A 21,924-nucleotide genomic window follows, 5' to 3' on the forward strand; every position below is an offset into this window, starting at 1 on the left:
CGAGGGCGCTGTTGCCGGAGGCACTCCTGAAGGCCCCGATGTCAGATCACATAATCCACGGGAGGCAGACGCTGATCCATGCCCAGAGCTGGCATGGAGGTATGGCGCGTGCCGATGCGACGTGCGGGATTGCCCACAACCGTCGTGTAAGGTGGTACGCTCTCGAGCACGACAGAGCCCGCGCCCACCTTGGCGCCTTCGCCAAGCTCGATATTACCCAGCACGATTGCCCCCGCTCCCACAAGAACGCCCCGCCGGACCTTGGGGTGACGATCGCCGGTTTCCTTGCCCGTGCCGCCAAGGGTGACGCCCTGGAGAAGTGAAACATCGTCTTCAATGATGCAGGTTTCACCCACCACGATGCCTGCCCCATGATCGAACACGAGACGCCGTCCAAGACGGGCGGCGGGGTGAATGTCGAGACCGAAGCGTTCACTCACCAGGCTCTGCAGGTGGCGGGCAAGATGCTGGCGGTCATGGCACCAGAGCCAGTGGGCGATACGATAGGCCTGGATGGCGTGATAGCCCTTGAAGAACAGGAAGGGGGTCACGTAATCCGGGCAAGCGGCATCGCGCTCGCAGATCGCGATCATGTCTTCGGCGGCGGCTTCAGCAATTTCAGGTTTTTCAGCCAGCGCCGATGTGACGAGCGCAGACAGCACCGGAGCCGAAAGCGCGCGGTCAGCCAGTTTGGTGCCGAGCAGCGCCGCGAGAGCCCCCTGGAAATTGCGGTGATCGCTGATGCCTGTCGCAAACACACCCTGAATCAGCACATCGCAGCAGACATCGCTTTGCTTGAGCATTTCCTGCCATACGACGCCCAGATCGGGCGCTCTGGGCGATGTCTGATCGGGTGATGTGCTCATAATCCCATGGCCTTCTTCACGAATGTGCGGCGCAGGCCTGGCAGGCGGCTCATCACGCCCAGCCCAAGATCACGCCCGAAACGCAGAAGAGGATTGTCATTGCCGAACAGGCGTTCAAGCCCGTCACAAGCTGCCATGATTGCCATGTTATGGGGGCGCACCTGGCGCTGGTAGCGTGCAAGCAGATCTGCGCCGCCGAGATCGCCCCCGCTGGCAAACCGCGTTTCCAGAAGGGCGGAAAGGGCGATGATGTCCTTGAACCCGACATTCAGGCCCTGTCCGGCAATCGGGTGCAGTCCGTGGGCGGAATCGCCCGCGAGCGCAAGCCGCGGTGCCGTGTAACGCTGGGCATATTGCGCCGAAAGCGGATAGATCCAGCGTCGGCCGACCGGAACGGCCTTGCCTACATCATCGCCAAGACGCTGCATGATGGCATTGGCAAAGGCTGCTTCATCAAGCGCGTAGAACCGCTCGGCGCGTCGTGTCGCCTCTGCCCAGACGATCGCTGAACGATAGGGATGCTCGGCCGTGGGCGGCAGGGGGAGGCGTGCAAACGGCCCCTGAGGGAGAAAATGTTCGAGCGCCCTGTCGTCATGTGGGCGCTCATGATGAATGATGCTGATCAGTCCGCACTGATTATAGGGCAGGCGTGTGACCATGATGCCCGCCTGCTGGCGTAGCGGGCTCTGCCGCCCCTCTGCGGCAATGACGAGCGGTGCCTGGTAGACCGGTCCGGATTTGAGCGTGATCTCGACATGATCGGCGCCAAATTCGAAGCGCCCCGTATCAGGCGCGGCAATGTCGAGAGCGCCTTCATGCGTCGTCAGGGCATGGTTGAGGGCCGCACGCAGGTCGCGCGCCTCGATCATCCATCCGAATGGCGTCGCTTCACCATTTTCGATCGGTGCATCCTCCGGGCCAAAGCGCAGGCCATGGGGGGAGGCTGGCTCGCCGGGGCGGCCATCACTGACAGTGATGCTGCGTATGGGCTGCGACGGGGAGGGGAGGTGCTGCCAGATACCGGCCGCTACCAGCATGCGGCGTGAGCCTTCGGTGATGGCATAGGCGCGCCCGTCGAGCGAGGGATGTTCCATACCCGGCAGGGGAGACCGGTCGATGAGCAGAACCCGAAGCCCCGAGGCCGCAAGGCGACAGGCCAGAGTGGCCCCAACCGGGCCAGCGCCGTTGATGCAGATATCGACCTGTCGCATGGGGTTCATTTCTCCGCAGCATTGTTGACCGTGGCTTTTTTAATGCAGTCGCAGGAAATGGGAAATGGATCGTCATAGACCCTTGCCAATCTCGTTATGAAACTGGCACGATTTGCGTTCATGAGAACTGGCGGAGCTGTTTCTATAAACAGAAGCCGTTTGCGGTGCGGAGGAATGTAATGAAGCTCATTACGGCGATCATCAAGCCGTTCAAGCTGGACGACGTCCGTGAAGCGTTGACCCCATTAGGGGTACAGGGCCTAACGGTTACCGAGATCAAGGGTTTCGGCCGTCAGAAAGGACAGACGGAGATTTACAGAGGCGCTGAATATCAGGTCAGCTTCTTGCCGAAGGTCAAGATCGAGATCGCTGTCAGTGATGACATCGTCGATGAAGTCGTTGATGCGATTCTCAACGCCGCCCGCACCGGCAAGATCGGCGATGGCAAGATCTTCGTCTCGCCTCTCGACAGCGTCATCCGCATCCGAACCGGCGAAACGGGAGAAACTGCCATATGAGCCGCGTTTTAAAGGTCCTTGCTCCTCTCGCTCTTTGCGCGCTTCCCCTGCCTGCCTTCGCAGCGCCTGCCGCGATTGACACGGGTGACACGGCCTGGATGCTGGTCAGCACCGCTCTTGTGCTGCTGATGACCATTCCGGGTGTCGGCCTGTTCTACGCCGGCATGGTCCGCAAGAAGAATGTTCTTGCGACCCTTATCCAGTCCTTCGCCATCTGCTGTATTGCCAGCATCGTATGGCTGGTGATCGGCTACAGCCTTGCCTTCGGCACGGGCACGCCCTGGATTGGCGATATGTCGCGCTTCATGCTGAACGGCGTGGCCGAGCATATCAGCAAGGGGGTCGATCAGGCCTTCACCATGGGGGCCAATTCGGCCAACCCTGTAGCGATGACGATTCCCGAGAGCGTCTGGGTAATGTTCCAGATGACCTTTGCGATCATCACGCCTGCCCTGATTGCTGGCAGCTTTGCCGAACGCATGAAGTTCTCGGCCCTGTGCGTGTTTACCGTGCTGTGGTCCCTGCTGGTTTATGCGCCGATTGCCCATTGGGTATGGAGCCCGCTCGGCTGGGTGGCCGGTATCGGCGCGGTCGATTTTGCCGGTGGTACTGTCGTTCATATCAACTCGGGTGTCGCGGGTCTTGTCGCTGCCCTCGTGATCGGCAAGCGCCGTGGTATGGGTCATGACGACTTCTCGCCCTTCAACCTGACCTACGCCATCATCGGTGCCTCGCTTTTGTGGGTGGGCTGGTTCGGCTTCAATGCCGGTTCTGCCGGTGGCGCCAATGGCCGTGCAGGCATGGCCATGCTGACCACACAGATCGCGACCGCAGGTGGTGCAATGGCGTGGATGGCGGCCGAGTGGATCCACTCCCGCAAGCCGACGGCTCTTGGCATCATTTCCGGTGCTGTAGCGGGTCTCGTGGCCATTACGCCGGCGGCAGGCTTCGTGCTGGCTGGTCCGGCGCTGATCATCGGCCTGGTGGCTGGCGTGGTGTGCTTCTGGGCTTCGGCCATTCTCAAGCCGCGCCTTGGTTATGATGACAGCCTCGATGCCTTTGGTGTGCACGGCACGGGCGGTATCGTAGGCGCTCTGCTGACCGGCGTGTTTGCCTATGGGCCGCTATCGGCAACGGATGCCAACCCGACAGGCGTCGTCGGTTCCTTCGCGCAGTTCGTCCGTCAGGCCGAAGCTGTGGGTGTGACCATCGTCTGGTGCGTGATCTTCACCTTCATCATCCTGAAGGTTATCGATCTCACAATCGGGCTACGTGTCACGCGTGACGAGGAACTCGAAGGTCTGGACATGGTTCTGCATGGTGAGCGGATCAACTGATCCGCACTCCTTACCCAACGGGAATTTGCCAATGGCGCTGAAACTCTCTCATGGCCACGTTCTGCTGGCCGGTCTCATGCTCGGCGGAGCGGCCTGTGCCAGCTCCCCCGCCCTGGCGCTGACGGCGAAGGAATGTCATGCGAAGTTTCAGGCTGCCGAGAAAGCTGGCACCCTGAATGGCCAGAAATACAAGGATTTCAAGGCTGCCCAGTGTGGCGATGTCTCGACCAGCACCGCGCAGACATCCATGGCTCCGGCAGAGAAGGAAGCAGCGGCAGACAAGCCTGTAACCACCGAGGCACCCGCCTCACCGGGTGCGGGGATCGCCTCGAAGCCTTCCACGACAGCGTCTGGCAACGTGGTATTTCCGACCTCTGTCTCTGCTGCCTATGCCAAGCTCCCGGCGGGCAAGGCACGCATGAAAACCTGCCTCGACCAGTATCATGCGAACCAGCAATCCGGTGGAAACGGTTCTCTGAAATGGATCCAGAAGGGCGGCGGGTATTACTCCCAATGCAACGCCAAGCTGAAGTAAACAAAAGGGCCCGGAAACGGGCCTTTTTTCATAAGCGAGGGGTGGCGTCGGCTATGGAGGCTGACGCTGTCATGTTGCTCGCGATCCGCTCTTGCCGCTGGGCCCGTGCAGTAACTGGTACAGGCGACGGGCTCCCCTGTCTCGTCTGAGTCTCCAGTGGATACCTGAATGCATCGGGGTGGATTTTTCTGCGCGGGAGCTGCGGCTCACAGGGGCGGAATTATGCGGTGCTACCGTCTTTGCAAATATGGGTATATATCCTGCAAAATATTGACATTGTCTTGCGATTGCAAATGAACGCATTTCCTATAAAACGGAGATGATTGACATACAGAGATCAAGATTGATTCGCCTCAATCAAGACGAAAACAAGAGGCGTTTGCTTGTATCTTTGCGGCATGCAGGGAAGTCGTATCGTGGAAAAAAGTTGTTTTTGCGACAAATTATAATGAGGGGGAGGATTATCTTTCCCTCTATATTGATAATTTTTTGCATTACACTGACGAAAACTGCCAGTTGATCATCAATCTTGCGCCGGGTCGGCGTCTTGTCGATCCGGCACTGGGTGCCCATGAGCGTGTTCATATCATCAACGGACACATTGAGCGCTCCAAATGGGGCATGGGGCTGTCCATTGGACATCTCGAGTCATACGCCTATGCTGCAAGGGAATTGGGAGCGTTCGATTTTTTCTGCACTACTGCGTCGAACGCCCTGTTTTTCAGAAAACCGGATTTCAGCGCCGTAATCAGCGAGCTGGAGGCAGGTAACATCTTTCCTGCCACTCACGGTCGTGATTACAGCAAGGACTATGATATCTCGGTCAAGGGATACGACGGTGAAGGCGGATCATGGGCCTGGACCGGATTCAATCAGTCCGAAAACTTCAGGCGATCCCTGGAAGAGGGGTGCGGTATCACGAGATGCTCGGTCACCCAGATTGAAGGGCTTTTCGCGCGCAAGCAGGACTGGGATATCATCCTTGATCACCAGCAGCAGATCGACGCGCTGCGTCACGCGCTTACGCAGGACCCGGACGATCCTCGTAACTACATGGCCGTTGAGGAGATGTTGTTTTCGACATTCATCCTGCAATTCGGTAGCCGTCGTTTCTCCCATCTCTGCTTTGTATTCTGGAACGGGCTCGGTCGCGTAGGGCCTGCAGAATTGCTGACTACGCTCCCGGATCTGCCGCCCCACTTCTGCTGTGCGAAATGGTTTGATCGGCAGATTACCGATCCGGCGGCCATATTGGTGGGTACTGATGCCGGCCGCGCCTTGCTTGCTGCGTGTCGTACAACCCCCGTCAAACGTTCCGTGGTTCTTGCGCAAATGTATGAGAGCCTCAAGGCGCTCAATAATCTGGGACCTATCTGCAGTGCCGAAAACAGCATTGCGCGCAACTGGCACGATTTGTCGGGCTGGAACGGACGCGCATTGGTCGAAGGGAGGATTGATCTCGCCCGGCAGGTTGAAACGATCCTCGAGGATGTTCGGCAGCCCGTCGAGACGTTTGCCCCGTTTTTCCTCACTGAAGCTGCTCATCGAGGCTTTGATCTTTCAGTATCACTCACCGAAGCTGGGGACGACCTTCAGGTTATAGCGACCGGTCAGTTTCCCGACGATCGCCTGAGCACGGCGCTGGCGGGATACCTTTATCTTTCCTACCGGACTCCCGTCAGTGAATTTATCCTCTCATTCGACAACCGTGATAGTGCGCGGCGCGTAGCTGAGCGCACTGTGTTATACGACAATGGTCATCACTTTTCCCTCGTCACGCCAGATCGCGAAACTGAAGCGAATGGTGAAGTCCGACTTCATTTCCGGGTCAAGGACGAGGCCAAATTCAAGGTAATCTCTATCGGGCTGCCGTGTTTCGGACGAATTTTCACTTCCCTGCGTCTGACGGTTCTGGAGACACCTCCCCAGTAGATCAAATGACAATGACAAGCGCACCCTGAACATCTTCGCGCGCCGGTTATCCTGCGACGATCAGAGATCCGGGTAGGTATCGGTCGCGCAGTCGGAGTAGCGCGCGAGACATAAAACAGGAAAAGGAGGTGGCCGCGCCTCCTTTTCTCAAGTGACGTACACGTGTGGGCCATACACGCAAATATGCGCTGACAGATCCATGATTTGTCTTTCAAGCTTCATGACATGGTTTTTCGATTCCTGATTTTTACTTCGAGGAATTTGTCATGACGCTGAGAGTCACCCCCGAAAATCAGCCCGGGGTCAGATTGTTTCTGGACACTGCAGATCGCGATGCCCTTCGGCGCTGGCTGCCCACAGGGCTGTTTCATGGCGTCACAACCAACCCGACCATTCTTGACCGGGCGGGCCTGTCCTGCACCCTCGCGACCATTGCACCGCTGGTGAGCGATATCCTCAGCTATCCGGTCAGTGAGGTGCAGGCCCAATGCTGGGGGGTGGAAACAGAGAGGCTGATTGAAACCGGATTGGCGCTGGCGGCGCTCGATCCGCGTATGGTCGTCAAGGTACCGATCACCGAGAACGGCATACGTGCTGTTTCGGCGCTGCATGCCTATGGCGTGAGGACCACCCTGACCGCTGTTTATGCAGCGCATCAGGCCCTTACGGCTGCTGCTGCGGGTTCGGATTACGTGGCCCCCTATTTTGGCCGGATTGGTGATCATGGGGGCGATGCCCTCGCAATCGTCACGGCCATGCAGCGCATCCTGCACGCTTGCGGGCGTCCGACGCGTCTGCTCGTTGCAAGCCTGCGAAAAGCCGATGATCTCGCGGCTCTTGCGGCCTCGGGGTGCGACACCTTCACCTTCAGCCCGGCTGTCGCCGAGCAATTATTCAGCGATCCGCTGACGACAGACGCAGCGGCGGCTTTCGAGAAAACAGCTGCTGGTCAATGACCGTGCTTGCTAGTGGACCGTGCCCGCCTGCTGCTGCGAACACGCGGGGCGTAGTCAGTATCAGTTCTCTGATGGCGGGCTGATGTCTCGCTGAAAGTCTGGTCATGAGTGGTTCAGTCTTGTGTCTTGGTGAAGCCCTTATCGACTTCATTCCGGTCGATTTGCCAGACGGGCCACCAGGAAAAGGGGGGGGCTTACCGGCCCTGTCCGGGCGGCTCTTCCTACAACGTAGCGCGTGCGCTGGGGCGTCTGGGCGTCAAGACCTGGTTCGGTAGCGCCGTCTCGACGGACCTGTTTGGCGACCAGCTTGTCGCTGCACTTGAACAGAGCCGGGTCAGGCTGGACTTTCTGCAGAGGCTCGATGCGCCCTCCACCCTCGGCTTTGTCAATCTCGATCAGGCTGAACCGGCCTACGCGTTTTTCGACGAGGGAGCAGCCGATCGCCTGTGTGAGACCATGCCGGACAGTGAGGATCTCTCATGCGTGGGGACTCTTCATTTCGGGTCGATCGCCCTGATAAGAGAACCCGCGGCGAGCGCCTATGAGGCGCTTTTCATGCGGGAGGCCGGCGGGGCGAGGCTCATCAGTTTTGACCCGAACATCCGCGCGTCGCTGGTCCGTGATGAACAGGGTTATCGCACACGTATGCAGCGCCTCCTGCATCACGCCGATATCATCAAGATCAGCGGGGCTGATCTGGACTGGCTCTATCCGGGTATCGCGCATGAACATGCAGCGCGCGATTGGCTTGGCCACCGGGCACGTCTCGTGGTGATCACGCATGGCAAGGAGGGTGTCAGCGGCTGGACGCCCACAGCGCAGGCTCATGCCAACGCCATACCCACCAATGTGGTGGACACGGTGGGTGCGGGCGACAGCTTCATGGCGGGGTTGCTTGCGGGTCTATCCGATACAGGGTTTCTGGCGCCGGAAGCTTTGGAAGCGCTTGATGAGGGAGCCCTGCATACGGCCCTTGCCTATGGGCAGACCATCGCCAGTGCAACCTGCGCGCGTCGCGGTGCCGACTCACCGTGGCGCGAGCAACAACAAGGCTAGATATGGCTTTGCGCATCTTATTTCTCTGGTTTGGCCATACGCGGTCCGGTCATGTCGTTTATGTATCAAGTCACGGTTGCTGATCTGGTCGGGACTACGCGACCGGTAACATCCGATAAGGTCTTGCCGGTCGCGTCCTTCCATTCCGTCCATCCATTCGTTGCACGACCGCTAACCATGTCGCTTGCAGCGCTTGGCGAGTTGAAATGGACATCACGCAAGAATACGAGACGCTCTTCGTTAATTGCCAAGTCACCCGCTTCGATCATGGCTTGCCTTTTGCGATACGGGCTTGTTCCTACAAAACTTGGCACTGCCTGAGCGCGCCCCCATGAGCCTGCAAGAACAATAAAGCCAGCTTCTGTGTAGCGTCCTCGCGCGTCGGCTCGTTCGTTGCGCAGGAAGAAATCTGCATCAGAGGGAGGGGGCGTTGTGGCCGCAGGGCGTCCAACTCGTCTGTTGTCTTCTTCGCGTTTGACAAGCGCTTCGAAAACAGGGTGTCCGAGCGTCGTCAGAAGGATATCGATCGTCTCGAAAATCTCGCGACATTCAGCTTCCATCGCGGCCGGGGTGTGCGGGCGTGTGCCTGTTGTGCTGTTCTCCAGCTTGCAGCGGGCCGCCTGCGCGGCGCGGCTGATCGCCAGCCATTCCAGATAATGCGCATGGGTTACCGTAAGACTATGCGTCAGTGAGAGGGCAACAAGGGCGCGGTTCCAGAAATCCTTGCCGTCATGGTGTTGCTTGAGCCGTGCGCCCAGATTACCCGTCTGACCAATATAGGCCTTGGCATGACCCGTTTCGTCATCCTCACCGAACAGAAGGTAGAGCCCCACATGGCCCGCTTCCGACATGGCAAGAAAGTCAGCCAGCCTCAGGCGAGGAATCTCGATCAACTGAACAATGCGGGTTGTGATCGAGGCAATGCGTATGCCCTGCGGGTCACCATCGGGAAGGAAGATCTGGATCGTCTGGGGATGGGCCATGGGGCTCTTTTTCTTCATTGCAGGCAGGTTGCGGTCCTGTCCGGATAGGGCCGCAATCATTAGTTCTGACGCATCTGGGTTACACCCGTAAAGGGCAGGGAGCGGCTCTCTCTCGGCCTGCGGCTTCAAGGGGCGAGGCCGAACAGCAATTGGGGCGGCCTGTCCGTAGTGCAGAATTGCGACAGGCCATTACAACGCACAGGGCCTGACAGGTCATTCAGGCCCTCTTGTCGGCAAGATCGCTCAGGGCAGGGGCTTGCCGCTCAGCGGAGGCTGGGCGGCGGCCACCAGCCTGTCCATCAGATCCTCAAAGCGGGGCACGTCGATTTTCTGCACCACGATCGTCCGTCCTTCACCGAGGCCGGGCTGATAGCCGGGCGACCAGGAAAGGATGTCGCCATAAGACGGGCCGAACTGCGTGTTCACGTCAACATAGAGGTCGGCTTTCTGGGTGATCAGGCCCGGATTCAGCCAGACAGCCGCAGCGATTTCGTCCCAGAGCGGAAAGCCCGGCTCGCGGGTCTTGAGGGAGCGCGAAACCGGGGTGTCGGAGCGCGAGAGACGCGTGAGCAAATCGGGGGTCAGCTCGGTGTCCGTCGAGGGGTCGACTGGAATCATGGTGATCTTTGGCCAAGGCGCGCGCAACGCAATGCTTGCGGCCTCAGGGTCGAAGCGAATGTTGAATTCGCGCCTTGGTGCATTGAGGAATTCGCGTGCGAACTGATGGGCAACTTCGTCAGGGCGTGTCTGACGCGGGTTGAGACTGCCGCCCATATAAACCAGCTCCTTGGCGAGCGGGGCAAATTCCGGGTCGAGGCGTTGGGCCAGAGCCAGATTGGTCAGCGGTCCCGTGGCGATGATCGCCACCTGATGCGGGTAGCGATGCACCATGTCGATCATGAAATCAGCAGCGCGTTCGTGTTGCGCCTTGATGGTCGGATTGCCCTGAGGCAGGTCCGGCACGACATCCGGACCGTGATAGGGTGGGAGTTTCTGAAGAGTGGGCTCTACCCAGTGCTTCATCCACACGCCTTTCCAGACCAGCTTGCCGTAAAGGGTCTCCCAGCGCTCGGTCTGCGCTTCGGTGTTCACCAGTGGATAGGTGGCCCCTGTATAGACAGGCAGATCAGGCCGGCCGGCAATTTCCACACCACGAAGCGCATCGGCTGTGGCTTCCTTCGCCCAGGCATCGCCTGTCACAGTCGTGACGCCCAGAACCTTCACATTCGGCGCCTTGATGACCATCCACTGGGCGAGGGCAAACCCGTCATCATCGAGAATGACCAGGCGTGGCTCGGCATGCGCCGCACTGATGGCAACCCCATTGAAGGCGAAAAGGCCAAGCAGAGCGAGTGAGGCTATGCCCATACGCGCGATACCGGCATCCCGGCCACGTCGCGCGGCGGGCATCAGTCTCGAAAAATTCGGTTTGCAGCGCATGTGCCGTTACTTCCCTGGTTCATTGTCCTGCATTGGGCTCCTGACTTGGAGGGGGCGCCTTTCGACCCGACCAACGAAGCAATAGTTGTTTGCAATGAGACAGGCGCAAGGCGCAATCCGCCCTGGCGACGATGCGTGATCAAAACGAAAGAAGGCGGACGGGGCGGGGAGGCGCTGGAAGGACTTGTCCGGTCGCCAATCGCTCGTACAGAACGCAGAGCAGGCGGTCTCAGCCTCACGCGGCGACAAGGACTGCTGATTGCCTCGAACAGCCCGGAGCGCGTTGGCGCATCGACAGCAAGCGATTGAATTTTTAAAGGAAGGGGACCTGGTGGAGAGAGTTGGATTCGAACCAACGTAGGCGTACACCAGCGGATTTACAGTCCGCCCCCTTTAGCCACTCGGGCATCTCTCCAGGTCGGGACGGGGAATATGGCGGATCAGGATTGGTGTCAACAAGCTTTCTTCATTTTTGTTGCATGACGGGCAGCTTGCTTTCATAGAGCGCTCATGTCCAGACGCCCTTCACGCTCATCCGCCTCGCGCGCTGCCCGCGCTTCCGAAAACCGCGCTCCAGAGGATCGCCCCTCTGGCGCACGCTCGTCCGAGGGGCGTTCTTCAGGCGGCCGTTCCTCCGGCGGGCGTTCATCCGCCGCCGGATACTGGATGTATGGCCTGCACGCCGTTGAAGCGGCCCTGCGCAATGCAGATCGCGACGTGCACGAGCTGCTGGTCACGAAAGAAGCCCTCTCGGCACTCGAAGCCAGACAGGTTCCGATCCGTATTTCCCCCAACGTGGTCGAGCGCCAGCGGCTGGATCATCTTTGTGAGCGTGACGCCGTGCATCAGGGCGTCTGCATGCGCGTCGAACCACTGACCCCGCCCTATCTCGATGACGTGCTGTCCAGCCGCGAAGGGCCCTTGCTGATTCTCGATCAGGTAACCGATCCGCGCAATATCGGTGCGATATTGCGGTCGGCAGCGGCATTCGGGGCAGCTGCTCTTGTGGTGCAGGACCGCAATACGCCTCAGGAAGGCGGCGCGCTGGCCAAGGCGGCCTCAGGGGCGCTTGATGTCGTGCCTATCCTGCGTGAGGTCAATCTCTCGCGCATCATTGCCCAGCTGCAAAATGCCGGTCTCTGGACGGTGGGTCTGGATGCCGGTGGCTCGGTATTGAACGGTCAGGGTTTTGCGGGTCGTCGCGTGGCGCTGGTGCTGGGTGCAGAAGGGGCGGGCCTCAGGCGCCTGACCCGGGAAAGCTGCGATGAGATCGCCAGCGTCTACATGCCCGGTGACATGGAAAGCCTCAACGTCTCCAATGCTGCTGCTGTGGCACTTTATGAGCTGGTTCGCCCGGCCTGATTTCCTGCGGGTTTGAGGCATGGCCCCTCGTCATGCCCAACCTGCTGCGTGACGGTACCCATGCTCGCGGCTTGATGCATATGGCGGGAGTGCCCATCGCTGGAGAGCCCGAAGCATGAGTGCGCGTAGCGCAAGTGCCCAGGGTCACCCGTCAGGGAATTCCATCAGCCCGGGTGATGGTCTAGTCTGATTGCTCCAAGGACATGTTTCCGGGAGGGATCACTTCCATGAGAGCAGTTGGCTACAAGGCGCCCGGTGCGCCTGATGTCTTGCAGGACATTACCCTGCCCGACCCTCCCGCCCCGAAAGGGCACGACCTGCTCGTGCGGGTCAGAGCGGTCTCGATCAATCCTGTCGATACCAAGATACGTGTGCGGGCCGGTGCGCTGGATGGCGAGGCATGGCGCGTTCTGGGCTGGGATGCCGCCGGAATCGTCGAGGCTACGGGCCCGGAGGTCCGTTTCTTCAAACCGGGTGACAAGGTGTTCTATGCCGGTGCCCTGATGCGCCAAGGCAGCAATGCCGAGATGCAGGCAGTCGATGAGAGGCTGGTCGGCCATATGCCGGACCGTCTCGATTGGGGGCAGGCCGCGTCGCTGCCACTCACCAGCGTGACAGCATGGGAAATGCTTTTTGACCGCATGGCGGTCACCAACCTGACAAAAGGCATCCTGCTGGTCGTCGGCGGCGCTGGGGGTGTGGGCTCGATCCTCATCCAGCTGGCCCGCAAGCTGACGGGGCTTACCGTCATCGCCACAGCATCACGGGATGAAACGCGCGACTGGGTGCTCAGGATGGGCGCGCATCATGTGATCGATCATCGGCAGGACATGGCAGCCCAGATCCGGGCTATTGGTTTCGAGCAGGTCACCCATATCGCCGCTCTGACCGCAACGGACCGCCATCAGGCTTTTTATGAGGAAATTCTGGCGCCTCAGGGGCATCTGAGCGTGATCGACGATCCCGCGCATTTCGATATCGTGGGGTTCAAGAAGAAGAGCGCCACGATCTCATGGGAATTCATGTTTACACGCTCGCTTTTCGCCACGCCCGATCAGGCAAGGCAACATGATATTCTCGAGCAGATCTCCTCGCTTGTTCAGTCCGGAGATGTGGTGGCGACAGAGTATCACCGGGCTCAGGGGCTCAGTGCTGCCGCACTGGGCAGGCTGCACAGCGAGAGCGAGAGCGGAAAGAGCATCGGTAAATCCGTTCTGGTGTTCTGACGTCCGATGCGCCGGCGCTGTTCAGTCCGGCGCGCTGGACGGCGGGATCAGCACAGGATGAGTGCTCCGCTCTCGCGGGCCTGTGCGCTGCGCCAGAACATGCCGCCTTCCAGCCTTTCGCGCATGGCGGGCGGCAGGATCGAGCGTCTGGGCTCGGGTGCAACACGGGGGCGTAGCGCGTGCAGACCCGGTGTGCCGAGAGCCTGATCGAACTTGTCCGTATCGGGTGTCACCACATGGTCGGGATCGTAGTCATGAGGCGGCAGTCCCAGCGCCCGTGTCAGGCTGTCCAAAGCCTGACGTGGTGTGCGGGCCAGATAATCGTAATCCACCAGAATGAGCCGATGCGCATAGGGGCCGTGGAACGCCTCCGTCAAGACGCGCCACGCATAGCCAAAGACGCCCTCGGGTGAGAGAATATACTCCAGTCGGTCGTGCTGCGTGGCCCTTCTGGAAAGTGGTACGAGATTGGGGGAAAGGACCGGATCGCGCACGATCAGTCGCTCCAGCGAGTCGAGAATCCAGACTGGATCACGCACGCAGCAAATGACCTTGGCTTGCGGAAATACGGCATCGATCAGTCCCATCCGGGCGCACCAGTCGCGATGCGTGTCGATGACGATCTGCTTGGGGTCGGTAATGGCGTAGTAGCTTTCCAGCAAGCGGCGCATCACGCGGTCCCTTTTCACCGCATCGAAATCACCGGCGTAATCTCCCTCAGCCATCAGGGACGCGATACGCAGCATCATGGGGGCGACGGGTGAACTGCGTCCAGACGTTACAATGGCGGAGTTCTGGGCCAGAAGGGCTGAGAGCAGCGTGGACCCTGAGCGAGGCAGGCCGGCGATGAAATGAACGGCATTGGCATGGGGCATGAGAAGGTTTTTCCGCGAGGAGGGGCATGGCTCGCGTAGAGGGCACCTTATGGCTGTGCAATTGGGCGTCCGAACCTCACTATGTTGCCAAAATATCACGTCAAAGAAAAAAACCTTTTGCGCGCTGGGGCGATAATGCTGAACAGGAAGTACGTGAGGCTTTTAGGTCACACGTCACTTTTCGTTACTGAATGAAATATAGGGTTTGTCGGTCCAGTGTTTTCGGCTGGCAGATCTGTCAGAAGGAAGAAGCGATCAATGGGTATCTTCAGTACGATCATGAGCAAGATCTTCGGTCACGCGGAGGCAGCCCCTGCCAGCGGCTCGAATGGGGCGGCTTCTGGCGCTGAGGCGCCTGCGGCACCAGGTTCCACCACGCCGACGGCACCAAGTGCGCCGGTCGATGTCGATGCAGTGCTCACCCGGATGGAGGCCGATAAGGGTCAGACGCTCAACTGGCGCACGTCGATTGTCGATCTGCTCAAGCTGCTCGACATGGACAGCTCGCTCGATGCCCGCAAGCATCTGGCGCAGGAGCTGCACTACACGGAAAGCACCGAGGATACCGCCAGCATGAATGTCTGGCTCATCCGTCAGGTCATGCAGAAGCTGGCCGAGAACGGCGGCAAGGTACCGGAAGAACTTCGTCACTAAGGGCCTTCACGCCCTCATAATCATCCAGCCGGAGAAGGGAGCCTATGGCTCCCTTTTTTCGTTTGCGGCCAGGCCTTTCCTGACCGCTCGGAAAACACGTGCAGGCGCCGGGAGATCAGACCGCGAAGTCGCGGATGATGCGGTGCAGTTCGGTGGGATCTTCCACAAGCATGGCCTGACGGTAGAGAGCATCGCAGGAATCAAGGCTGAGCGAACGGATCATGCGCTTGACCGGTGGGAGAAGCGCCGCCGACATCGAAAACGAGCGTAGCCCCATACCGATCAGCAGAGCGACAGCACGCGGGTCCGATGCCATCTCACCACAGACACAGACGGGTCGGTGCGCGCGAAGCGCCTCGTCGATCGTGAGGCGAAGCAATCGGAGCAGGGCAGGGTGCAGGGTCGTGTAAAGCTCGGAACCCATGGCGGCAGACCGATCGACGGCGAGCGTGTACATCGTCAGATCGTTGGTGCCGAGCGCCAGAAACTCAGCCTGTCGCACCAGGGCACCCGCCGTCAGGGCGGCAGCCGGTGTCTCGATCATCACGCCAAGCGGTGGCAGATCGGCAGGGAGTTTCACGCCACGACGACGCAGCCTTTTGGCGCAGCGCTCATAAATCTGGCGTGTGGCGATAACCTCGTTTACCGAGCTTACCATGGGCAGAAGGATACGTAGCTGGCCGTGCAGGCTGGCTCGCAGAATGGCGCATAGCTGCGTTTCAAGAATTTCCGGGTGACGAAGCAGCAGGCGCAGGCCACGCACGCCAAGTGCCGGGTTTTCCTCTTCCTCTTCGCCCTGAATGCCAAGCTGGCGCAGCCGCGACAGTCCTTTTTCACCACCCCAGTCCAGCACCCTGATGGTGGTTGTCATGTTGGGCATGTCGGCTACGATGCCGGAATACACCTCGTACTGCCCATCTTCATCAGGCAGGGGCGCAGTTTCATCGAACAGGAATTCGGTTCGCAGCAGGCCAATGCCCGCTGCGCCGTTGCGATGCAGCAGGGGGAGTTCATTGGGAATCTCGACATTGGCCAACAGCTCGACATCCTCGCCGCTCACCAGTCGGCTGGGCAGGCGACGCAATCTGCCAATTCCCTTTCGTTCCCTGGCCTCCTCGGCCATTGCCGAGCGTGCCTCAGCCAGCGTGGTCGAGTCCGGGTGCAGGATAATCCTGCCGCTCGACCCGTCCACAATCAGCAGATCACCGTCATTGATGCGATCGGTCAGATTGGGAATGGCAAGAATGGCAGGCACATTGAGCGCACGCAGCATGATGGCGGTATGGTCGGTCACCCCGCCGCCTTCCGAAAGCACTGCTGCAATGCGGTTCGGGTCAATGACGGCGGCATCGGCCGGTCTGATCTGCTCGGCAACGAGAATGGAGCCGCCCTGGACATCGGAGAATGCCTTGAAGGAAACGCCGGTCAGATTGCGCAGGAGCCGTCTGGCCACCTCGCGAAACTCACCCTCACGACGCCTTGCGCCTTCAATTTCCTCTTCAGGCATGTCGGGCTGCGGCCCAGCCATGGCCGCCAGTGCATCGCTTTCGATCTGTACAGCGGCCTCGGCGGTCAGCCCGTCTTCCCCGATCCGGCGATGCGCTGCCCGAACGAGGCGTGAATGGTTGAGCATACGCTCATACACCGAAAGCAGCGCATCGATTTCGATACGCCCTTCTTCCGGCAGGGCATTGAGTTTGGTGCGCAGCTTGCGCAGCTGCTTGAGCGTGAGGGCTATGGCCTCATCCAGCCGTGCCCGCTCTGCGTCACTTCCCAGCAGGGAGGGGAGGGCCTCAATGACAGGCAGGGGGCGCTCATAGGTCAGGCTGGCGCGCGCAATGACGACACCTGCCGAAATCCCGACACCTTGCAGGATTTGCATGGGGAGGTCGGTATCAGGCTGGACAACTTCGCTCGACGGACGGCGCAGTCGCTTAATCACGTTCACCAAAGCCGTCAGAAACGAGGGCGATCAGGGCATCGAGCGCTGCGGTGGCCTGGGGACCCTTGGCCGAGAGCAGTATGGTCTCACCCCGGCCCGCGCCAAGCATCATCAGCCCCATGATGGACAGGGCAGACACGGTCTGGCCGTGACGGCTGACCTCAACGTCGGCACTGAAGCCCTCGGCCGTTGTCACGAATTTGGCCGCGGCTCGTGCATGCAGGCCCAGGCGATTAACGATCGTGACATCGCGCTCAAGGATCGGGCCCGAAGCCGCGCCCGACATCATCGGGCAACCTGGCGCAGCGGTGTGATTAGCGGGGTACGGGGAGGAATATAGCTCATGGTCGTCGTCACAACCATTTCACAGCTTTTGCCGCCCTGCAAACAGGATGGCGGAAGCTCATAGGCGGCGGCGATGTATTTGCGTCCAGCCAGAGTGGCCAGCTCGGCACATTCGGCAAGGCTGCGTGTGCAGCGCGTCTTGGCGAGCTTGACCAGCATCGGCACGTTGACACCGGCTAGCACTTCGACACGGCCTTCCTGACGCAGCGAAAGGGCCAGATTGGAAGGGGTGCTGCCGAACATGTCAGTCAGAAGAAGCACGCCGTCGCCTGTATCGACCGAGGCAATAGCAGCGCTGAGACGCGCTCTTGCGCCAACGACATCATCGTCAGGACTGACGCCCATGACCTCTATCTGTGGCTGCGGCCCGACCACATGGGTCACGATTTCAAGGAGAGACTGAGCCAGAGAACCGTGGGTAACAAGAACGATCCCGATCATCGGGGCATTCCTTCAAGGGGTGCATGACGCCATTTTCGTAGCGACCCCGAGAGATATTGGTCATCCATCACGGTAATCAAGACGGCTCTGTCCGTATCTGTTCATCCGGTATGGCAAGTTGCTGAGGGGCGCGGACCCATCGCCATGAGTTGCGTCCCTGACGTGCCAGTTCCCGATGCATGACGACGATTGGCACATCTGACAAGAGTTTAATCTCTTCGGCGCGGCTTAACGCCGCAGCAATCTCTTCAACAAGTGTTACGGAGCGGTGCTGACCACCCGAGCAGCCAATAGCCACGGTCGCATGCTTTTTTCCTTCAGCCACGAAACGAGGCAGAACAAGTTCGAGCAGTCCCATGATGCGTGAAAAGAAATTCAGGTAATCGGGGTCCTGCTGAACGTATTCGCGCACCACGGCCTCCAGCCCGGTGCGGGCTTTCAGTTCAGGGTCGTAATGCGGGTTACGCAGGAACCGGGCATCGAAAACGAGATCGGCCTCACGGGGAAGACCGGCCGGGTAAGCGAAGGAAAGCAGGGTGACTGTCATCGAGTCGCCATCATTCTGATGGCCAAAACGCGACTCGATCAGGCGACGCAGATCATGGGGGGGCAGATCGGACGTATCGATGACGAGATCGGCTTCGTCACGCAGGGGCGCCAGCAAGGCGATCTCCTGCTCGATGCTGGCCACAAGACCCGGCGCGATTTCCGAACTGTTGTCCAGCGGGTGACGCCGACGCGTTGCCGTGAAGCGCCTGAGCAGCACATCGGTCTCGGCGGTCGCGTAGAGCAGCTCTACATGCAGGTCGCGCTGGGTACGCAGCTGCGCCAGTGCCATGATGACGGCTCTGGCCTCGAACCCTCTGGTCCGCACATCAATCCCTATGGCCAGCGGCTCTTCCGTTCGGGCGGCCAGGGCATCGAGCAAGGTCAGCGGCGGGTTATCCGTGACCTCGTAGCCGATATCCTCAAGGATACGCAGGATCGAGGATTTCCCTGCGCCTGAAAGGCCGGTCACCAACAGGATGCGCCGCGTTGAACTCACAAATCGCCACTCCAGTTGCCGGATGAGAAACAGAACACCAGAACCCTAACCTTCTTCGGAGCCGCTGGGGAGGGGGAGACAGGAGACGTTTCCCCCATTGAGTCCGCAAAGAAGTGTGAGATCACCAAGGCGGCAGCGCAGCGCCGTGCGAATGATCGCCACTGCGTCAGCGTGAAAGCCGTTCAGAGTCATCTGCCATAGTCCAGTGTCGGGTTCGACAGTTTTCTCTGGCAGGCGTACCGGTCTGGACGGAATCGAGAGATGAACATGCAGGCCAAGCCTTGCCGTAGCGCGATAGGGCATCCGAACCAGACCCAGCCCGCGAATTTCGATTATCCCGGCGAGGGCAGAGGGCGCAGAGGCGTGAAGATCGCGGATGACCAGACGATCATCTCCCACCAGATCGAAGCCTGAATCGATCAGGCGGAGCAGGAGGCTGGATTTGCCGCATCCCGATTGCCCGGTGAGCACAACGCCTATCCCTGCAAGGCTTGCACATGATGCGTGGATATGCCCGTTTCGGGGAATGATGAAAGGCGATGTGCAGTCCCGTGATTGTGGGTTATGAGTGCCGTCATGCACGACCATTCCTCCCTCTCTCCTCGTCCCGTCCTGCAGGACAGCGTGACCTATTATGGTGTGACAGGGCTGGGCCCGGACGGCAAACCGCCCGAAAGCCTGATTGAGGAATGTCAGAATGCCCTCGCCCGCATACGCGATATTCTGGCGACACATGGGCTTGTGCCTGAGGACATAACGCATCTGGCCTATATGATACCCGATAGTGTGGTGTTTACGGCCTGTCAGCGGATCATTGCCGAGGCGCTTGGCCCGGCCCGGCCCGCCATGACCCTGCGCCTGAAGCCGAGCTTCGACGTGCCGGGGCAGAGGCTGGAATTTAATTTTATCGCCTCGGCCTGAAGCTGCGTCGTAGAGGCGGGTTGCGGGGCGATCTGCCCCGTCAGGCGCCATCGCGTTCAGTGCTGAAAAACGGGCCATAAAAAAACAGGGGGGCTGTAACGCCCCCCTGAATATTCTCTTTTGCGATGCCGGCTCAGTGACGCGGCGAATAGAGCGTCGTCAGGCGGTCTGGGGTATTGTCCACACGCTCAAGATGCGGGTAGCGCAGGCCGTCATGGTAGGGAATGGCCACGGTGCGGTAATGCTCGTCCGACTTGACCAGAAGCGTAATGGGCGCCTTGTCGGTCTTCGCGGCCTTGATGGCATCGATCAGGCCTTCGGGTGAGAACGTATCGCCATTGACGGCCACGATCTCGTCATGAATGGCCAGACCAGCCTTGTAGGCGGGGCTGTCCCAGGCGACCGTGCCGAGCTTGCCGTTCTTGGCGCTGATGATCACACCCAGCGAGAAACGCAGGCTGAGGCGATGGCGGTTCTTGCCAGCCTGCGCCTCGAACGCGTTTTCCTTGTCGGTAAAGACCAGCTTGTATCCACCGGCTTCGAGCCCACCCAGAGGCGCGCGCTTTTGCACGGTGCTGATGCGCTCATGCAGGAACTTCGCCCAGTCATAGGGCACGACCTTGTTCAGGGTCAGGACTACATCATCGAAGGTGTAGGTGCTGACGATGATGCTGCCGTTATTGGTGCCAAAGAACGCCTTGGCGAAATCGTCGAGCGATTTCGTGTCATGCGAAAGCTTGCGGATCATCATGTCGGCATCGAGCCAGACGAGCTGACCTTCGACATAGTAATCTTCCGAGCGCTGGTAGTCGCGCCAGGACTGGGGGGCACGCTGGGCGATGATCGGGTCATTGGTGGTATCGGCCACCGGGCGCCATGTCCGTCCGGCCTGGGCGTCGTAGCTGGCCGCCATCAGGGCGAGCGCCTCAAAACCCTGATCCTTCGACACCAGTCCGGAACGGGCCGCGAGGACATTGCCCCAGAACTGGGTCTGACCCTCATACACCCACAGCAGCGAGCCGCGCTGGGGCGAGTTGAAGGTCGGGCCGTACAGATCGGCCGGGCGGCGATACTTGCCGTTCCATGAATGGGTATATTCATGGGCCAGCAGGTCGCGCTGCGGGAAGGAGTGTTTCCAGTCCGTGAAGTAATCCTCGCTCACGCTGTCTTCGCTCGACTGGTGATGCTCGAGCCCGATCCCGCCGAGCTCGTCCGTCAGCGCCATCAGGAAGTCGTAATGGGCGTAGTGCTGCGAGCCGAAAGTCAGAATGGCCTGCGTGACCAGATTGCGATGGATCTGCAATTCGGCATCGTCATAGGCCAGATCGCCCGGCTTGTCGGCCACCATGTTCAGTGTGACGGGCACGCCGCCCGGTGCATTGAGCGCAACCTTGCGGAAATAGGCCCCGGCGAAGATCGGTGAATCGACCAGCGTGTTATACGGCACCACGCCATAATTGAGGGTATCGCCGGTTGCGTTGCCATTTGTGCGCAGCGCCGTTGCAGCCTGCCAGCCATGCGGCAGGGTCACGCTGGCCTGAACAGGGATGTTACGCGAGTAGTAGCCTGCCGGATAAAGCGAGACCTCGTTCCACTGCACATTGACGATATGGGGCGTCATGACCACGCGCCCTTCATCATCCGTCACCGGCGAAAGGAGCTTGAAGTCGAGGTCGAGCTGGGTCTGGTCCTTGGTGACGGGCACGTGGAAGGCAAACACATCCACCGGGTCGCGCAGCCAGGGAATGGTCTTGCCACCGGCGCTCGCGACCAGGCCACCAAGCTGCATGATCGTGCCTTCCGGCGCATGACCGCCCGGTACCCATTTGGGATAGAGCAGTACGAGTTCACCGGCTTCGCGGGCACTCTGCGGCACGGGCACGGTCTCATGCATGGTCATGACATGATGATCCAGATCCGTGGCATTGACGCTCAGCTTGAGCGTGCCGGGAAAGGCAATGTCCTTGGGTTGCGGCAGGGGCGAAGGCAGCGGTGTGGCTTCCGGCTGCGGCTGGCCCTGTGCGGAGGCACTGGCCGGGGCCGCGAAAGCAGGCACGGCATGCGTGCCGAGAACGAGGGCAGCCAGAAATGTGCCCGCGCGAAAAAGGCGAATGGTCAAGCGTGATACTCCACGAGATGTCGATCAATCATGTGTGTTCATCACCAAAGTGCAAACGCGCGCGGCTGACAACCCATATTCCGGGTTCGATATGATCCTTCCTCGAAAAATCCTGTGTTGTTCCAGCTTCCTGCTCCTTCGTCTGCCAGACATGCCGAGC

21 protein-coding genes and 1 tRNA gene are annotated in these 21,924 nt (G+C 59.9%); 10 read left to right on the plus strand and 12 right to left on the minus strand.

Annotation, left to right across the window (positions count from 1 at the left end):
* Window positions 1-41: 41 nt before the first annotated feature.
* A complete protein-coding gene (cysE, locus tag F3J08_RS12310; RefSeq protein WP_023977808.1) occupies window positions 42-866 on the minus strand; it encodes a serine O-acetyltransferase in 825 nt (274 codons plus the stop codon).
* Window positions 863-2,086: a UbiH/UbiF/VisC/COQ6 family ubiquinone biosynthesis hydroxylase gene (locus F3J08_RS12315; RefSeq protein WP_122038774.1), complete on the minus strand. Its 1,224-nt coding sequence runs from the start codon at window positions 2,084-2,086 to the stop codon at window positions 863-865. Before F3J08_RS12315 ends, cysE begins: the two co-directional genes overlap by 4 nt.
* 170 nt (window positions 2,087-2,256) lie before the next feature.
* Here F3J08_RS12315 and glnK point away from each other — a divergent pair, with 170 nt between their 5' ends.
* From glnK to F3J08_RS12345, 6 genes are all read left to right on the plus strand, one after another.
* Window positions 2,257-2,595: a P-II family nitrogen regulator gene (gene glnK / locus F3J08_RS12320; RefSeq protein ID WP_023977809.1), complete on the plus strand. Its 339-nt coding sequence runs from the start codon at window positions 2,257-2,259 to the stop codon at window positions 2,593-2,595.
* Window positions 2,592-3,932: an ammonium transporter gene (locus tag F3J08_RS12325; RefSeq protein ID WP_122038775.1), complete on the plus strand. Its 1,341-nt coding sequence runs from the start codon at window positions 2,592-2,594 to the stop codon at window positions 3,930-3,932. The genes glnK and F3J08_RS12325 overlap by 4 nt, the downstream gene beginning before the upstream one ends.
* A 31-nt stretch (window positions 3,933-3,963) precedes the next feature.
* A complete protein-coding gene (locus F3J08_RS12330) occupies window positions 3,964-4,467 on the plus strand; it encodes a hypothetical protein (RefSeq protein WP_023977811.1) in 504 nt (167 codons plus the stop codon).
* Between the two features lie 516 nt (window positions 4,468-4,983).
* The gene (locus F3J08_RS12335; protein WP_166930296.1) at window positions 4,984-6,399 is read left to right on the plus strand and encodes a hypothetical protein; all 1,416 of its coding nucleotides are present in this window, start codon (window positions 4,984-4,986) and stop codon (window positions 6,397-6,399) included.
* 266 nt (window positions 6,400-6,665) lie between these two features.
* On the plus strand, window positions 6,666-7,355 hold the full coding sequence (locus F3J08_RS12340; RefSeq protein WP_122038777.1) for a transaldolase family protein: 690 nt from the start codon (window positions 6,666-6,668) through the stop codon (window positions 7,353-7,355).
* A 129-nt stretch (window positions 7,356-7,484) separates the two neighbouring features.
* Window positions 7,485-8,411: a carbohydrate kinase gene (locus tag F3J08_RS12345; RefSeq protein WP_370458733.1), complete on the plus strand. Its 927-nt coding sequence runs from the start codon at window positions 7,485-7,487 to the stop codon at window positions 8,409-8,411.
* Window positions 8,412-8,476: 65 nt separating this feature from the next.
* Here the strand turns inward: F3J08_RS12345 and F3J08_RS12350 are convergent, their stop codons facing one another.
* The 3 genes from F3J08_RS12350 to F3J08_RS12360 all read right to left on the minus strand — a co-directional run bounded on the left by F3J08_RS12350 (window position 8,477) and on the right by F3J08_RS12360 (window position 11,249).
* Window positions 8,477-9,394, minus strand: a complete 918-nt coding sequence (locus F3J08_RS12350) for a GIY-YIG nuclease family protein (protein WP_166930300.1) — start codon at window positions 9,392-9,394, stop codon at window positions 8,477-8,479.
* Window positions 9,395-9,637: 243 nt separating this feature from the next.
* The gene (locus tag F3J08_RS12355) at window positions 9,638-10,834 is read right to left on the minus strand and encodes a nucleoside hydrolase (protein ID WP_240149328.1); all 1,197 of its coding nucleotides are present in this window, start codon (window positions 10,832-10,834) and stop codon (window positions 9,638-9,640) included.
* A 329-nt stretch (window positions 10,835-11,163) separates the two neighbouring features.
* Window positions 11,164-11,249, minus strand: a tRNA-Tyr gene (locus F3J08_RS12360).
* Between the two features lie 95 nt (window positions 11,250-11,344).
* Between F3J08_RS12360 and rlmB the strand changes: the two genes are divergently transcribed.
* Both rlmB and F3J08_RS12370 read left to right on the plus strand, forming a co-directional pair.
* Entirely contained in the window at window positions 11,345-12,196 is an 852-nt protein-coding gene (rlmB, locus tag F3J08_RS12365) for a 23S rRNA (guanosine(2251)-2'-O)-methyltransferase RlmB (protein WP_166930302.1), read from the plus strand.
* 227 nt (window positions 12,197-12,423) lie between these two features.
* Entirely contained in the window at window positions 12,424-13,422 is a 999-nt protein-coding gene (locus F3J08_RS12370) for a zinc-binding alcohol dehydrogenase family protein (RefSeq protein ID WP_166930304.1), read from the plus strand.
* 47 nt (window positions 13,423-13,469) lie between these two features.
* Here the strand turns inward: F3J08_RS12370 and F3J08_RS12375 are convergent, their stop codons facing one another.
* The gene (locus tag F3J08_RS12375) at window positions 13,470-14,297 is read right to left on the minus strand and encodes a sulfotransferase (protein ID WP_166930306.1); all 828 of its coding nucleotides are present in this window, start codon (window positions 14,295-14,297) and stop codon (window positions 13,470-13,472) included.
* Window positions 14,298-14,555: 258 nt separating this feature from the next.
* On the opposite strand from F3J08_RS12375, the gene F3J08_RS12380 reads away from it, so the two are divergent.
* A complete protein-coding gene (locus F3J08_RS12380; RefSeq protein WP_166930308.1) occupies window positions 14,556-14,951 on the plus strand; it encodes a DUF3597 domain-containing protein in 396 nt (131 codons plus the stop codon).
* 115 nt (window positions 14,952-15,066) lie between these two features.
* On the opposite strand, the gene ptsP is transcribed toward F3J08_RS12380, so the two are convergent.
* The 5 genes from ptsP to F3J08_RS12405 all read right to left on the minus strand — a co-directional run bounded on the left by ptsP (window position 15,067) and on the right by F3J08_RS12405 (window position 19,306).
* Window positions 15,067-16,893, minus strand: coding sequence for a phosphoenolpyruvate--protein phosphotransferase (gene ptsP / locus F3J08_RS12385; RefSeq protein ID WP_162922198.1), 1,827 nt, complete (start codon window positions 16,891-16,893; stop codon window positions 15,067-15,069).
* Complete coding sequence (locus F3J08_RS12390) at window positions 16,886-17,179, minus strand: HPr family phosphocarrier protein (RefSeq protein ID WP_370458734.1); 294 nt, start codon at window positions 17,177-17,179, stop codon at window positions 16,886-16,888. Before F3J08_RS12390 ends, ptsP begins: the two co-directional genes overlap by 8 nt.
* On the minus strand, window positions 17,179-17,679 hold the full coding sequence (locus tag F3J08_RS12395; RefSeq protein WP_166930312.1) for a PTS sugar transporter subunit IIA: 501 nt from the start codon (window positions 17,677-17,679) through the stop codon (window positions 17,179-17,181). The genes F3J08_RS12390 and F3J08_RS12395 overlap by 1 nt, the downstream gene beginning before the upstream one ends.
* 76 nt (window positions 17,680-17,755) lie before the next feature.
* Window positions 17,756-18,724 (minus strand): RNase adapter RapZ, encoded by a 969-nt coding sequence (gene rapZ, locus F3J08_RS12400; RefSeq protein ID WP_370458726.1) that lies wholly within the window; start codon window positions 18,722-18,724, stop codon window positions 17,756-17,758.
* Between the two features lie 45 nt (window positions 18,725-18,769).
* Window positions 18,770-19,306: an HPr kinase/phosphorylase gene (locus F3J08_RS12405; protein ID WP_370458727.1), complete on the minus strand. Its 537-nt coding sequence runs from the start codon at window positions 19,304-19,306 to the stop codon at window positions 18,770-18,772.
* Here F3J08_RS12405 and F3J08_RS12410 point away from each other — a divergent pair.
* Window positions 19,301-19,645, plus strand: a complete 345-nt coding sequence (locus tag F3J08_RS12410) for a hypothetical protein (protein WP_062163962.1) — start codon at window positions 19,301-19,303, stop codon at window positions 19,643-19,645. The genes F3J08_RS12405 and F3J08_RS12410 overlap by 6 nt on opposite strands.
* A 133-nt stretch (window positions 19,646-19,778) precedes the next feature.
* On the opposite strand, the gene F3J08_RS12415 is transcribed toward F3J08_RS12410, so the two are convergent.
* Window positions 19,779-21,764 carry a M61 family metallopeptidase gene (locus tag F3J08_RS12415; protein WP_240149329.1) on the minus strand — a complete coding sequence of 662 codons (1,986 nt, stop codon included), beginning with the start codon at window positions 21,762-21,764 and terminating at the stop codon, window positions 19,779-19,781.
* Window positions 21,765-21,924: the final 160 nt, after the last annotated feature.

The organism is Asaia sp. As-1742 (assembly GCF_011753235.1).
Lineage (GTDB): Bacteria > Pseudomonadota > Alphaproteobacteria > Acetobacterales > Acetobacteraceae > Asaia > Asaia bogorensis_B.